The sequence below is a fragment of the Flavobacterium xueshanense genome, assembly GCF_900112975.1.
GTDB lineage: Bacteria > Bacteroidota > Bacteroidia > Flavobacteriales > Flavobacteriaceae > Flavobacterium > Flavobacterium xueshanense.
The window spans coordinates 173,856-188,651 of record NZ_FONQ01000001.1 but is presented as its reverse complement, the minus strand read 5'-3'; the positions used below and the strand labels follow the sequence as shown (position 1 = coordinate 188,651).

At 34.5% G+C, this 14,796-nt stretch carries 14 protein-coding genes and 1 tRNA gene; 10 read left to right on the top strand and 5 right to left on the bottom strand.

Annotated features, from left to right (window positions below; translation table 11 throughout):
• From ftsA to BMZ76_RS00770, 5 genes are all read left to right on the top strand, one after another.
• On the top strand, positions 1-1,380 hold the full coding sequence (ftsA, locus tag BMZ76_RS00795) for a cell division protein FtsA (protein ID WP_091202581.1): 1,380 nt from the start codon (positions 1-3) through the stop codon (positions 1,378-1,380).
• A gap of 56 nt (positions 1,381-1,436) precedes the next feature.
• Positions 1,437-3,374 (top strand): cell division protein FtsZ, encoded by a 1,938-nt coding sequence (ftsZ, locus tag BMZ76_RS00790; protein WP_091202578.1) that lies wholly within the window; start codon positions 1,437-1,439, stop codon positions 3,372-3,374.
• Positions 3,375-3,637: 263 nt separating this feature from the next.
• A complete protein-coding gene (locus tag BMZ76_RS00780; RefSeq protein WP_091202573.1) occupies positions 3,638-4,087 on the top strand; it encodes a GatB/YqeY domain-containing protein in 450 nt (149 codons plus the stop codon).
• A gap of 67 nt (positions 4,088-4,154) precedes the next feature.
• Positions 4,155-4,228 (top strand) — tRNA-Arg (locus BMZ76_RS00775).
• An 83-nt stretch (positions 4,229-4,311) separates the two neighbouring features.
• On the top strand, positions 4,312-5,112 hold the full coding sequence (locus BMZ76_RS00770) for a zinc-dependent peptidase (protein ID WP_091202571.1): 801 nt from the start codon (positions 4,312-4,314) through the stop codon (positions 5,110-5,112).
• A 35-nt stretch (positions 5,113-5,147) separates the two neighbouring features.
• On the opposite strand, the gene rpe is transcribed toward BMZ76_RS00770, so the two are convergent.
• From rpe to BMZ76_RS00745, 5 genes are all read right to left on the bottom strand, one after another.
• The gene (gene rpe, locus BMZ76_RS00765; RefSeq protein ID WP_091202568.1) at positions 5,148-5,810 is read right to left on the bottom strand and encodes a ribulose-phosphate 3-epimerase; all 663 of its coding nucleotides are present in this window, start codon (positions 5,808-5,810) and stop codon (positions 5,148-5,150) included.
• Positions 5,811-6,251: 441 nt separating this feature from the next.
• Complete coding sequence (locus BMZ76_RS00760) at positions 6,252-7,115, bottom strand: sigma-70 family RNA polymerase sigma factor (protein WP_007137700.1); 864 nt, start codon at positions 7,113-7,115, stop codon at positions 6,252-6,254.
• Between the two features lie 164 nt (positions 7,116-7,279).
• Positions 7,280-9,415: a polyribonucleotide nucleotidyltransferase gene (locus tag BMZ76_RS00755; protein ID WP_091202566.1), complete on the bottom strand. Its 2,136-nt coding sequence runs from the start codon at positions 9,413-9,415 to the stop codon at positions 7,280-7,282.
• A 235-nt stretch (positions 9,416-9,650) separates the two neighbouring features.
• On the bottom strand, positions 9,651-9,917 hold the full coding sequence (gene rpsO, locus BMZ76_RS00750; protein WP_091202563.1) for a 30S ribosomal protein S15: 267 nt from the start codon (positions 9,915-9,917) through the stop codon (positions 9,651-9,653).
• Between the two features lie 136 nt (positions 9,918-10,053).
• On the bottom strand, positions 10,054-10,515 hold the full coding sequence (locus tag BMZ76_RS00745) for a GAF domain-containing protein (RefSeq protein WP_091202561.1): 462 nt from the start codon (positions 10,513-10,515) through the stop codon (positions 10,054-10,056).
• Between the two features lie 74 nt (positions 10,516-10,589).
• On the opposite strand from BMZ76_RS00745, the gene xrtF reads away from it, so the two are divergent.
• The 5 genes from xrtF (at position 10,590) to BMZ76_RS00720 (ending at position 14,749) form a co-directional block, all read left to right on the top strand.
• On the top strand, positions 10,590-11,126 hold the full coding sequence (gene xrtF, locus BMZ76_RS00740; protein WP_091202558.1) for an exosortase family protein XrtF: 537 nt from the start codon (positions 10,590-10,592) through the stop codon (positions 11,124-11,126).
• Positions 11,116-11,559, top strand: coding sequence for an exosortase F system-associated membrane protein (locus tag BMZ76_RS00735; RefSeq protein WP_091202556.1), 444 nt, complete (start codon positions 11,116-11,118; stop codon positions 11,557-11,559). Before xrtF ends, BMZ76_RS00735 begins: the two co-directional genes overlap by 11 nt.
• A 183-nt stretch (positions 11,560-11,742) precedes the next feature.
• Complete coding sequence (locus BMZ76_RS00730) at positions 11,743-12,447, top strand: restriction endonuclease (protein ID WP_244281721.1); 705 nt, start codon at positions 11,743-11,745, stop codon at positions 12,445-12,447.
• A 43-nt stretch (positions 12,448-12,490) separates the two neighbouring features.
• The gene (locus tag BMZ76_RS00725) at positions 12,491-13,846 is read left to right on the top strand and encodes an MBL fold metallo-hydrolase RNA specificity domain-containing protein (RefSeq protein ID WP_091202554.1); all 1,356 of its coding nucleotides are present in this window, start codon (positions 12,491-12,493) and stop codon (positions 13,844-13,846) included.
• A 222-nt stretch (positions 13,847-14,068) separates the two neighbouring features.
• Positions 14,069-14,749 carry a DedA family protein gene (locus tag BMZ76_RS00720; protein ID WP_091202551.1) on the top strand — a complete coding sequence of 227 codons (681 nt, stop codon included), beginning with the start codon at positions 14,069-14,071 and terminating at the stop codon, positions 14,747-14,749.
• The last annotated feature ends 47 nt before the right edge of the window (positions 14,750-14,796 follow it).

Sequence of the window (14,796 nt, the reverse complement as noted above, 5' to 3'; positions counted from 1 at the left end):
ATGGAAAAAGAGAACATTGCAGTAGGTCTAGATATTGGGACGACTAAAATTGTTGCCATGATAGGCAAGAAGAATGAATACGGCAAACTAGAAATTTTAGGTGTTGGAAAATCTAAAAGTTTAGGTGTGGCTAGAGGTGTCGTAAATAACATCACACAAACCATACAGTCAATACAGCAAGCAATTCAAGAGGCAGAGAATAATTCAGGCTTTAAAATAAAAGATGTTGTGGTGGGAATTGCGGGGCAACACATCCGCAGTATTCAACATACAGATTACATCAGCAGACACAATCCCGAAGAAGTTATTGGCGGGAATGATATTCAGCTTTTGATTGATCAAGTCAATAAATTGGCAATGTTACCGGGTGAAGAAATAATACACGTATTGCCTCAAGAATTTAAAATTGACGGACAATCTGAAATAAAAGAGCCTATAGGAATGTATGGCGGGAGATTAGAATCCAGTTTTCATGTTGTAGTTGGACAAGCTTCTTCTATTCGAAATGTAGGCAGATGTATTCAAAGTTCTGGAATTGAATTGTCAGGTTTGACATTAGAGCCTTTAGCTTCTGCTGATGCCGTTTTAAGTCAGGAGGAAAAAGAAGCGGGAGTTGCATTAATCGATATCGGTGGTGGAACAACTGATTTGGCTATTTTCAAAGATGGTATTATTCGTCATACGGCAGTAATTCCTTTTGGAGGAAATGTGATTACGGATGATATCAAAGAAGGTTGTTCAATCATTGAAAAGCAAGCTGAATTGCTGAAAGTTAAATTTGGTTCCGCTTGGCCGGGAGAAAATAAAGACAACGAAATTGTTTCTATTCCAGGATTGAGAGGCAGAGAGCCAAAAGAGATTTCATTAAAAAATCTTTCTAAAATAATTCATGCTCGTGTTGTGGAGATTGTTGATCAAGTTTTTACGGAAGTGAAAGCATACGGTCACGAGGATCCTCGTAAAAAACTTATTGCAGGAATTGTGCTTACTGGCGGTGGCGCACAATTGAAACACATCAAACAGTTAGTGGAATATATCACAGGAATGGATACTAGAATTGGATATCCAAACGAACATCTGGCTGGAAATTCAGATGAAGAGATTTCAAGTCCTTTATATGCAACTGCAGTAGGATTAGTGATGAAAAGCATTGAGAATAAAACACAAAGTGCCGTGAGATTGGATATCGTGGAACAGCCTAAAGTTCCTGTTTACAGACAGGCAGTTGTTCAGACTCCAGTGTATGACGCTCCGGAAAAGGTAGAGGAAGAAGATCAAAATGCGAGTGAAAAACAAAATTCTACCGTAAACAGAATACAGCGAAATTTCTTTGATCGTTATGTCGACAAGATTAAAGATTTTTTAGATAATGCAGAATAAGGGATCAGCCCCAAAAAATATAAGGATTAATATAACAATTTCAAAAACCAAATAAAATGATGAGCGACTCAGAATTTGGAAGTATTTCATTTGATTTACCAAAGAACCAATCAAATGTGATAAAAGTTATAGGAGTAGGTGGAGGCGGAAGTAACGCCATAAATCACATGTTCAAGCAAGGAATTAAAGGGGTGGATTTTATCGTATGTAATACGGATTCTCAAGCTTTACAGAGCAGTTCTGTACCTAATAAAATTCAGTTGGGAGTACATTTGACAGAAGGACTTGGTGCTGGAGCAAACCCTGATGTAGGGCAGCAATCTGCTATTGAAAGTATTTCCGAGATCGAAAAAATGTTGGACCGCAATACTAAAATGGTTTTCATTACTGCAGGTATGGGTGGTGGAACCGGAACTGGTGCTGCACCTGTAATTGCACAATTGGCTAAAGAAAGAGATATTCTTACAGTTGGAATTGTGACATTGCCTTTCCTTTTTGAAGGGAAAGTCCGTCAGGAACAAGCCTTGATTGGTATCGAAAAATTACGCAAACAAGTTGATTCACTAATTGTTATCAACAACAATAAATTAAGAGAAGTATATGGAAATCTTGGTTTCAAAGCCGGGTTTTCAAAAGCAGATGAAGTTTTGGCTACAGCCTCACGAGGAATTGCTGAAGTAATTACGCATCACTATACTCAGAATATCGATTTACGAGATGCTAAAACAGTATTGTATAATAGCGGGACGGCTATTATGGGGTCTTCTGTTTCATCAGGTGAAAATAGAGCTAAGGAAGCTATTGTTGCAGCCTTGGATTCTCCGTTGTTAAATGATAATAAAATTACAGGTGCCAAAAACGTATTGTTGCTTATCGTTTCTGGAACTAATGAAATCACGATTGACGAAATTGGAGAAATCAATGATCATATTCAAATAGAAGCGGGTCATAATGCTAATATTATTATGGGAGTTGGTGAAGATGAATCTCTTGGAGACTCAATTGCAGTAACTATCATTGCTACGGGTTTTGATATTGAACAACAAAATGGAATCGTTAATACGGAGCCAAAAAAAATAATTCACACACTGGAGGATGAACAAAGAAGTGTACACAATTTAAGTAACAAAACGGTTGCTGGATTTGATTTTAATATGGAATCTTCACCGGTTTCTAACTCAAATGACAGAATTGTTTTTGATTTAGTCGAAGATACAGTTGTTGTGCCGGAACCTGTTGTTACCGCGCCAACAATCAATAATGATGAATTGATTATTATGTCTAAATTTATTAAAAATTTAGATGTTACTTTCGAAATCGTTTCTCCAATTACAGATATTGATTTTACTTTTTCATCTCCTGTAGCTGAAGTAAAAGCGGTACAGCCAAAAGCAGTTGAAAGACAAGAGCAAACTACGTTCTCATTTGATTTACCACTTTTTAAAACAGAACCGGTAGCGCAAGTTGAGGAAAATAAAGTTATGTTTGAACTAACAAATGAAACATGTGACATTAAAGTAAATGAAGCAGTTCAGTTTGTTCCCGTAACCGAATTGTCAGACAACGGAATCATCAAATATTCTTTAGAAGAATACATGGAAGCGGAGCCTGATTTCATAACTAAGCCAGTTGTAAAAGCACCAGAAATTGTTGTTCCGGCGGAGTTAAATATCACAATGAAACATGTAGAGCGATTTGATAATACGGCGGTTGATTTTGAAGATATTTCTGCTACCGAAATGACAATCGAAGAATCGTTGCGAATGAGAGCTGACGAAAGAAGAAAAAAATTAAAAGAATTCAATTATAAGTTTCATAATAATGTTTCTAAAATTGATGAGTATGAAAAAGAACCTGCTTACAAAAGATTAGGAATTGACATCTCAAACAATCAATTGAATACTATAAATTCAAGAATATCTGTTGGAACCGACAGCAATAACGATTTGCAGTTGCGTTCAAACAACTCATATTTACACGATAACGTAGATTAATTAACTCAAATCAAAATGAGGCAGCCCGAAAATTAAATTCAATTTTCGGGTTATTTTTTTGTACCGCGAGAATGAATCGATCTGTTGTAAATCCCAGTAAAATTCTTTAAATTTGTCGGGATTTAATCCAGTAGTCGTTGCAAGTCCCGCAAAAAAAAAACAGGCGTTTTTCTTTATCATCTGGGGCAAAAAATTATTATGAGAAGTAGTATTTCAACAATCGATTATACAAACATCGATTAACCAAATTAACAAAAGAAAATATGAGTTTATCAGAACAAATTATGGACGAAATAAAAACCGCCATGAGAGCCAAAGATACATTTGCACTTGAAGCTTTGAGAGCTATCAAATCTGAAATCTTATTAGCACAAACAGCAACAGGATCTAAGGAAGAAATTACAGAAGATGATGAGGTTAAATTGCTTCAAAGACTAGTGAAAACCCGTAAGGAAAGCGCTAGAATTTTTACAGAGCAAAACAGAATGGATTTAGCTGAACCAGAATTGGCTCAAATTGCAGTAATTGAGAAATTCTTGCCGGCACAATTAAGTGAGGCTGAAGTAGAAGCAGTGATTGCAAAAATCATCGCCGAAACAGGTGCGTCAGGAATTGCATCAATGGGAAAAGTAATGGGTTTAGCGGCTGCACAATTAGGAGGAACTGCTGAAGGAAAAACTATTTCTACTATTGTAAAAAAATTGCTAACATAAATTAAATTTTTAGATTATTTGATATTTGGATTTTTCCAATATTCTAAAAATCTAAAAATTTTAAACTGGCTGCGTAGTTCAACTGGATAGAATATCAGATTTCGACTCTGAGGGTTGCAGGTTCGAACCCTGTCGCGGTCACAAAGATAGATACAAATGCTTCAAAAAAATTCAAGTAAACTTGGTTGTTTTGAAGCATTTTCATTTTATAAAGGGTACAAAATATGATAATTCAACTTTTTATTTTCCTTTTGTTTGGGGTGTTATTCCTTGTGGTAATTATTTTCGGAATTTTGGAGCCTATTTATTTGTTGCTGTTCAATAAACCGCTTTATATTCATTGGTATCCTTTTTCCAAGAAATTGAAATCAAACCAACGCCAAATTTTAGTAAATTATTTTCCGTTTTATTGTAGGCTTGCCCCAAAAAGAAAAATGTATTTTGAACATCGGGTGAATGTGTTTATTGCGAACTATCAATTTACCGGTAAAGAGATTTTCATTACTGAAGACATGCAAATTTTGATTGCCGGAACGTATGTAATGTTAACTTTTGGAATGAGAAATTATCTAATCCGTTTGTTCGATAAAATAATTATTTATCCTTCCAGTTATTTGTCTACTGTGAATCAAGTGTATCATAAAGGAGAATTTAATCCTAAAATGAAAGCAATCGTTTTTTCATGGGAAGATTTTTTACTTGGTCTTGGGACTTCAAATGATAATATTAATTTGGGTTTACATGAGTTTTCACATGTGTTGCATTTTCATTGTTTAAAAAGCAATGATTCAAGCGCAATTGTGTTTTTTGATGCATTTAATGAAGTCTTGAAATATTACAGCGATCCAGTTTTGAAAATCGACCCGACTAAAAATAATTATTTTAGAGTGTATGCGTTTGAAAATCAATTTGAATTTTTATCGGTAATTCTGGAACATTTTTTTGAGACGCCCCGTATTTTTAAAAGTTCCCATCCTGAATTGTATGAGCATGTTGCTACAATGATTAATTTCAAAGAAGAATAGTTGAAATAAAAAATGGCGCTTGAAGCGCCATTTTTTTAGAAGTTTGTGAGTTTCTTTAAATCGTGTATCGTTTGGGTTGGATTTTCTGCTTTGAAAACAAAACTTCCTGCTACTAAAACATCCGCTCCGGCTTCTACAAGTTGTTTTGCATTTTTATTGGTAACGCCACCATCTACTTCAATAAGTGTTCTGGCCCCTTTTTTGGTGATTAAAGCTTTTAGCTTTTCAATTTTAGCATAGGTGTTTTCTATAAAAGATTGGCCTCCAAAACCAGGATTTACACTCATAATACAAACCAAATCGATATCATTGATTACATCTTCCAATAAATCAATATTAGTATGTGGATTAATAGCAACTCCAGCTTTCATTCCCTCGGCTTTGATTGCTTGTAGCGTTCTGTGAAGGTGTGTACAAGCTTCATAGTGTACACTTAGAATATTAGCGCCTAATTCAGCAAAGGTTTTTATGTAACGGTCAGGATCTACAATCATCAAGTGTACGTCAATTGTTTTTTTTGCATGACGGCTGATGGCTTCCAAAACTGGCATTCCATAAGAAATATTGGGAACAAAAACGCCATCCATAATATCAATATGAAACCAATCGGCTTCACTGTTGTTAATCATTTCAATGTCGCGTTGTAAGTTGGCAAAATCAGCAGCGAGCACTGATGGTGCAATAAGTGTATTCTTCATTGTATAGTTGTTTAATCTGAATTTATTTCAGATTCTTAAGTTGTTGTTTGTGCAAAAGTAGTTTTTTTGCAGCAATTGGAGAAAGTTTTTTATAGATTCAATTAGTGAATCACCCTGCGATTTGCGTAAAGGATAGAGGCGGTATCCTCGAAATGTAACGGAGAGATAAAGCCGAAAGCCTGACCCGAAGTTTTTACAGAGGGGTACGCCATATTAGTAAAAAGTGAAAAGTGAAAAGTGAAAAGTGAAAAGTGAAAAGTGAAAAGTGAAAAGAATTCAAATTAAAAAAAACAAAACTCCGGTAATCAGCCGGAGTTTCAATCATCAATCAAAAAACGAACAGTTAATCAGACCGTCGTTACTTATTAGTCGAACGCAGAAAGTCAAAAATCATATTGTTGTTGGACGATATAATTTTTGACTTTATGGCAGTTGACTATTTTATCCTAAATACGTTTTTAGTATTTTACTTCTAGAAGTGTGTTTCAATCTACGGATTGCTTTTTCCTTGATTTGACGTACACGCTCACGAGTTAAGTCGAAAGTTTCTCCAATTTCCTCTAATGTCATTGGGTGTTGATCGCCAAGACCAAAGTACAAACGAACAACATCAGCCTCTCTTGGAGTCAATGTTTCCAAAGAACGCTCGATTTCGGTACGCAATGATTCGTGGATTAATTCTCTGTCTGGATTTGGAGATTCACCAGAACGTAAAACGTCATAAAGGTTAGAATCTTCTCCTTCTACAAGAGGCGCATCCATTGATAAGTGACGACCAGAGTTTTTCATGCTCTCTTTTACGTCATTTACGGTCATATCAAGTTCTTTTGCAATTTCCTCAGCAGATGGTGGACGCTCGTTAGATTGTTCTAATAAAGCGTACATTTTGTTGATTTTATTGATAGAACCAATTTTGTTCAAAGGCAAACGAACGATACGGGATTGTTCAGCCAAAGCTTGTAATATAGATTGACGAATCCACCAAACGGCATATGAAATGAATTTGAAACCACGTGTTTCATCAAAACGCTGTGCTGCTTTTATCAATCCTAAATTTCCTTCATTAATTAAATCAGGAAGTGTAAGTCCTTGATTTTGGTATTGTTTTGCTACCGAAACAACGAAACGTAAATTAGCTTTTGTCAATTTTTCTAGGGCTTTTTGATCCCCAGCTTTTATCTTTTGTGCTAATTCTACCTCTTCGTCAGCGGTAATAAGGTCAACTTTTCCAATTTCTTGTAAATATTTGTCTAATGATGCAGTTTCACGATTTGTAACCTGCTTGGTGATTTTAAGTTGTCTCATGTTTTTGTCTCCTCAATTTTTTAAGTGTACAAATGGTTATACGTATGGAGTTTCAAAAAAGTTACAATTGTTTTGAAAATAATTTAATTATAAGCGAAAAACCCCAATTCAAATACATGAATTGGGGTTTTCTATAAATAAACCTTTAGTAAACTAAGATCTGATTACTCTTTTCTTTCCTCACGTGGAGGTCTTGGCATAAGTGCTTTTCTTGACACTTTTTCTTTTCTTGTTTTTGGATCCAATCCTAAGTATTTTACTTCGAATACATCACCCATTTTTACTACATCAGAAACATTTTCAGTGCGTTCCCAAGCAAGTTCCGATACGTGTAATAAAACTTCGTTTCCTGGAGCGGCAGTATATTCTACTACTGCACCAAAATCTAGCATTTTGATTACTTTCACTTCGTAAGCTTCTCCCATTTGAGGTTTGAAAGTAATTGACTTAATTTTAGCCAATACTGCTTCAATTCCGGCAGGGTCAGTTCCTAAGATTTCGATAACTCCTTGTTCGTCCACTTCGTTGATTACGATAGTCGTTCCAGTAGCTTTTTGTAATTCTTGAATTACTTTTCCTCCAGGTCCAATCAATGCACCAATAAAGTTGCCAGGAATTGTTCTAGTAATGATTTTTGGAGCATACGCTTTAACATCTGCTTTTGGCTCAGCTAAAGTTTCGATTAATTTTCCAAGGATATGCAAACGACCGTCACGAGCTTGCGCTAAAGCAGCTTCCATAATCTCGTATTTCAATCCGTCAATCTTGATGTCCATTTGACACGCTGTAATTCCTACAGAAGTACCAGTTACCTTGAAATCCATATCTCCTAAGTGATCCTCATCACCAAGAATATCAGACAATACAGCAAAACGTTCTCCATCAGTAATTAATCCCATTGCAATTCCAGAAACTGGACGAATCATTTGGATACCTGCATCCATAAGTGCTAATGTTCCAGCGCAAACGGTAGCCATAGAAGAAGAACCATTTGATTCTAAAACTTCAGATACTACACGAATGGTATAAGGACAATCAGCAGGAATCATGTTTTTTAATGCTCGTTGAGCCAAGTTTCCGTGACCTACTTCTCTTCTTGAAGTTCCTCTCAAAGGACGTGCTTCACCAGTTGAGAAAGGAGGGAAGTTATAATGTAAGTAGAATTTTTCTTCACCTTGTTGTGATGGAGAGTCAATTTGGTTTGCTTCTCTAGAGGTTCCTAAAGTAGCTGTTGCCAATGCTTGTGTTTCTCCACGTGTAAACAATGCTGATCCATGTACCGATGGTAAATAATCTACTTCACACCAGATTGGTCTGATTTCGGTAGTTTTTCTTCCGTCTAAACGTGTTCCTAAATCCAGGGTTACGTTACGAACCGCTTCTTTGTTAGTTTTGTAAAAATATTTAGAAACTAAATCGCCATTTGCGGCTAATTCTTCTTCTGTAAATAATGCTTTTACTTCTTCTTTTACTTCTGCAAATGAAGCAGTACGTGCTTGTTTTGAAGAACCTTTGCTTGCAATAGCATAAATTTTATCGTAAGATGCATCTTTTACTTTAGCATAAATAGTCTCATCTTCTCTTTCTTCTTCATAAGTACGAACTTCTTTTTTTCCAAAAGCAGCTTGCAAACGTAGTTGAGCACCAATTTGGTTTTTAATGTGTTCGTGTGCAAATTTAATTGCTTCTAACATTTCTGCTTCTGAAATTTCTTTCATTTCACCTTCTACCATTGCGATAGAATCCATAGAAGCTCCAATCATCATATCAATGTCAGATAATGCTAATTGTGCGCGACTTGGATTGATGATGAATTTACCATCAATTCTTCCAACTCTAGCTTCAGAGATTAATGTTTCAAAAGGAATGTCAGACAAAGCTAAAGCTGCAGAAGCGGCTAAACCTGCTAATGCATCTGGCATTACATCTTCGTCATGAGACATTAATTGAATCATCACTTGAACTTCGGCATGATAATCATCCGGGAAAAGTGGACGCAATACACGGTCTACTAAACGCATTGTTAACACTTCGTTATCGCTTGGACGCGCTTCTCTTTTGAAGAAACCACCAGGGAAACGTCCTGCTGCAGCAAATTTTTCACGATAATCTACCGTAAGTGGTAAAAAGTCGATACCAGGACTTGCTTTTCTTGAAGATACAACTGTTCCTAAAATAACAGTTTTGCCTATTCTTACTACTACAGATCCATCCGCTTGTTTGGCTAAACGACCTGTCTCGATTGTGATGTTTCTGCCATCACCTAAATCGATACTTTCTACAAATAATTGTGGAATCATAAATTTTATTTATTAGTTAAACATGGGTTTTAGTTGTGTTGTAGTTGTTGTTTTGCGTAGTTAATGCCTAAAACCCAATGAAAAACAAACTTTTTTTATTGATCTATACTAATTAGTACAAACTTTATGGTGAAGTCTTGATTCTAATCCCTTTTGTGTCAGGACTAAAATAGAATCATTAGACTTTAAATTGTAAAATAAAAAAAGAGGCACTTTCGCACCTCTTTTATATTGATTATTTTCTGATATTCAATACTTTGATAATTTCACGATATCTGTTGATTTCTGTCTTCTTCAAGTAATCCAATAAAGATCTTCTTTTACCTACTAGCAATACTAATGAACGCTCTGTATTATAATCATGACGATTTTTTTTCAAGTGCTCTGTTAAGTGGCTAATTCTGAAAGTGAATAAAGCAATTTGAGCTTCTGATTTTCCAGTGTTTGTTTTTTCTCCGTGTTGAGCGAAGATTTCTTCTTTAATCTCTTTAGTTAAATACATTCCAATATTTGTTTAATGATTTTTATGTATGTCTTACAGCTATTGTAGGACGGGTGCAAAAGTAAAAAATAATTATGACACGAACAAAATAAACCTTTCTTTATTTTTCAAACGGGCGAAGCAATTATGAATTATTTTACTTTACAAACAACTGTGCCACTTCCTTATTTACAAACTCTAAAAATAATTCATCGTCTTTAGTAAATGGATCCAAGACATGGCTATCAATATCAATTTGTCCTATATTCTCGCCATTTACAAAAAGGGGTACCACAATTTCTGATTTTACAGTAAAACTGCACGCTATATAATTGTCCTGTGCTGCTACGTCAGGGACTACAAAATTTTCGTTGGAAACGGCAACTTGTCCGCAAATTCCTTTTCCGAAAGGGATTACAGTATGATCCGTTTCAGCTCCTACATAAGGCCCTAAGTGCAATGTTTTAGACTCGTGATTTGCAAAATAAAATCCAACCCAATTATAATAATCTATGGAGTCGCTTAACAATTGACAAATAGATAAAAGTTTTTTGTCTCTGGATTGCGTTGTATTTAATGTGATTTCGGTTACTTTTGGTTGTAATTCTTGAAATGTCATGTTTTTTATTTTATTTATGCAAAAGTATTTAAAGTCAGTTTCAAAAATTACATAAATTTGTTAAAAGATAGATTTTGAAAAAATATTTTATTCTCTACAAACCGTTTTTGCTTTTTCTGGGCACCTTTTTTTTGACATATATAGTACTGACTTTTTTGTATCAGCAATATCTTAAAGGTTTTGAGGAAAATAAAATAGATTCTATCACAAGAATGGTGAGTGAAAATACCGGACAAGTGTTGCAACTTTTTACTGACGAATCTTCAATTGAAGAAAGTGCGGAACATCCTTACATGAAGTTGTTTTATGAGCAGAAATATGTTGCCCGAATTGTGGAAGGCTGTAATGCAATCAGCGTAATTATTTTATTTATTTCATTTGTGGTTGCTTTTTCCGAAAAATTAAAAGCGTCTTTACTTTTTATCTTTGGCGGAAGCCTGCTTATTTATGTACTGAATGTTTTTAGAATTGCAACTTTAAGTGCGCTTATTTTTTATTTTCCAAAACAAGAGCCATTTCTACATGGAGTCTTTTTTCCTTTGTATATTTACGGTGTAGTTTTTATTTTATGGTTAATTTGGGTTCGTAAATTTTCAAGATATGCTTCTTAAGATATTAAATAACAAACTAAGATTAATACAATTCCTTTTTTTGGTTTTACTGTTAGTGCTTATTCGTGCTTTTGAAAATCAGTTGTTTTATGATCCTTTTTTAGATTTCTTCAAAAATGATTTTACTAAATTAAGGTTGCCAAATGTCAATTCAACCCAATTGTTCTTGGCATTATTATTTCGGTATACATTAAATACCGCTATTTCAGTGAGTATTATTTATGTCATTTTCAAAGAAATAGTGATGGTGAAGTTTGCCTTTGTTCTGTATTATTTCCTTTTTTTGATTTTAATTGTTGCTTTTTTCTACATTATTTTCTTCACTCGTGAAAACCATAATTGGGTTCTATTTTATATCCGTCGGTTTTTGATTCAGCCTATTTTTTTATTATTGTTTGTTGCCGGTTTTTATTATCAAAAACAAAACAGATAATTTTTTTATCTGTCTTTAATATTGGTTTAAGTAATTGTTTATCATAACATTATCAACATGAAAATAGTAAAACATTTGGGAGATATTGTCGAATTTAATTTGGACAAACTTAAAAAATAACTTTTAAAGTCTGGCGCCAATGCGCTGGAGGTAGACTCGATTTTGCATGCCATAAAAAAACAAATGTATGAGGGAATTGTTACCAAACAAATTTATAAAATGGCTTTTTCATTATTGAAGAAAACGGCTAATTCCCATGCGGCACGTTATAATTTGAGAGAAGCAATTCGGCTTTTAGGTCCTGCAGGTTTCTTCTTCGAAAAATATATAGGACGGATTTTTTCTTCGGAAAATTATAAAACGATAACCAATTTGACTTTACAAGGAAAATGTGTTTCAAATGAAATAGATGTTTTGGTCAAAAAAAATGAAATTATCGCCATGGTCGAATGTAAGTATCATGCCGGCAGAGATGTTGCTTCGGATGTGAAAGTTCCGATGTGTATTTTGTCCCGTTTTAATGACATTAAGGAAAGAAATCATCCCATTTTTGATAGAAAAGAGATCGTGTCCAAATGTTGGATTGTGACCAATAATCGGTTTACAGCAGATGCAATTACTTTTGCTAAATGTTCCGGATTGAGTTTGTTGAGTTGGAATTATCCTGAAGATAACAATTTGAAAACTAAGAATGACAGTAATTCTCTTTATCCCGTAACCTGTTTGACGACCTTGTCCATCGCTGAAAAAGATAAATTATTGATCTTGGATATTATTTTAGTAAAAGAAATTATAAATAATTCGGATTGTTTAAACAGAATAGGATTGAGTCCTAATCGGATAAAAAACGTGTTAAAAGAAGCGTCAGAATTGTGTAAGTATATTTAAAAGGAGTGATTACTGAGATTGTTAAATTTTAAATTTAAATCAAATGAAAGTTAAATTTATTGGTGGAGCGGGCACTGTGACCGGTTCTAAAACATTAATCGAAAGCAATGGAATTCGGATTTTGATTGATTGCGGATTATTCCAAGGATTAAAACCTTTGCGGGATCTCAATTGGGATCCGCTACCAGTTTTGCCTTCCACAATAGATTTTGTGTTGCTGACACATGGGCATTTAGATCATTGCGGCTGGTTACCCAGATTAGTCAAGCAAGGATTTTCTGGGAAAATATATTGCACCAGTCCCACAAAAGATATTACTAAACTAATTCTTCTAGATAGCGCTAAAATTCAGGAAGAAGAAGCTAAAAATGCGAACGAAGGGAAATATTCTAAGCATGAAATTGCCCAGTCACTGTATAATGTGGAACAAGCTGAAAAAGTTTTTCCGCTATTTAGAGTAATCAAAACCAATGAGCCAATACCTTTGGATGCGCAAATTGAAGCAGTGTATACTAATGCGGGACATATTCTGGGTGCTTGCAGTATTGCGTTAACCCTTGAAAATAAAACATTAGTTTTTTCCGGAGATATTGGTCGGGATGATGATGTGTTGATGTATCCGCCAACTAAACCCAAAAAAGCTGATTATGTTTTTCTCGAAAGTACCTATGGTGATCGGATCCATCCTAAAACGGATGCCAAATTAGAATTGGAAATATACATTAATAACGCGGTTGACAAAGGTGGAACGATTATTATTCCGAGTTTTGCCGTAGAGCGTGCCCAAACCATCATGTACTTGTTGTGGCAGCTCAGGGAAGAAGATAGAATTCCTAATATTCCATACATCATTGACACTCCAATGGGAATTAATGCGCTAAATATTTTTTCTAGTAACCAACAATGGCATAAGTTGTCCTTGGAAGAATGTGCCGAAATGAGTAAAATGTTCTCGTTAGTTTCGGACTATCAGGAAACCATGGAGGTTATTTATGATGAACAACCTAAAGTAGTAATTGCTGCCAGCGGAATGCTCACGGGAGGAAGAGTATTGAGTTATTTAGAGCAGTATATCATTTTGCCACAAACTACTGTAATTATTGTAGGATATCAAGCCGAAGGAACACGCGGAAGAAAATTGCTGGAAGGGGCGAAAAAAATTAAAATTCATGGACAATATTATCCGGTAAAGGCAAAAATTTTAGAAATACAGGGCTTGTCAGCACATGGTGATCAAAATGATTTACTCAATTGGTTATCAGAATTAGAAAATAAACCAACCAAAATATTCTTAGTTCATGGTGAAAATGAGCCGCTGGATGAACTCCGTATAAAAGTCCATGAAAAATATGGTTTTGATTGTAAAGTTCCTTTAATAGGCCAAGAGTTTGAGTTGTGATTAGTTTTGCGTAAGTGATTTCTATTTCTTGCACCAAGTAGCTTAGTGGGAAAACATACAATTTTTTGGAAGATTTTTATAAATGAGCCTGTACTAAGTATTTCTAAATAGAAGCGTGGTGTTCAACCGTTAATAAAACTTTAAAATAAAGCAATAAATTGTTCTTAAGATATATTATCCGTACTTTCACGCACAAATAATTTTAGCATAAAACACCGTAGAATGAACGATTTTGATTGGAAGAATTTAATTGACCCACTTTTTTATATTCATTTTGATGTTAATGGGATTAAACTGGGAATCTATATAGTTTTATTTATCGTATTTGCCGAAACAGGTCTCTTTGCGGGTTTCTTTTTACCTGGAGATAGTCTTTTGTTTTTGGCGGGAATTTACAGCCGAGAATTAATAGAAAACATTCTATTTATTGATAATGATTTTATAAATGTTGTACTTTTATCAACGCTTGTAGCGTTATCAGGAATTTTAGGAAATATTGTAGGATACTGGTTTGGATCAAAAAGCGGATACTATTTGTACAATAAGGAAGATAGTTTTTGGTTTAAGAAAAAATATTTGGTTCAATCAAAAGACTTTTTTGAAAAATACGGTGGAAAAGCAATCATCTTCGCCCGTTTTCTTCCAATATTAAGAACCTTTGCACCCATCGTAGCTGGAATTGTATCCATGGACAAACAAAAATTCATGTTTTATAATGTCCTAAGTTCATTTATCTGGTCTTTCACTTTAATTTTTGCCGGACATTATTTATATGGTTTCTTGCTTGAAAATTATCGGATTGATTTAAAAGAACACATCGAGTTAATTGTATTAATTTTAGTTGCAATTACTGTTCTGCCCGTAATTTACAAGTTTAGTAAGAAATCAAAAGTGCAAGAATAAACAAATTAACTCATAAAAAAACCGTCCCGATTTTATCGGGACGGTTT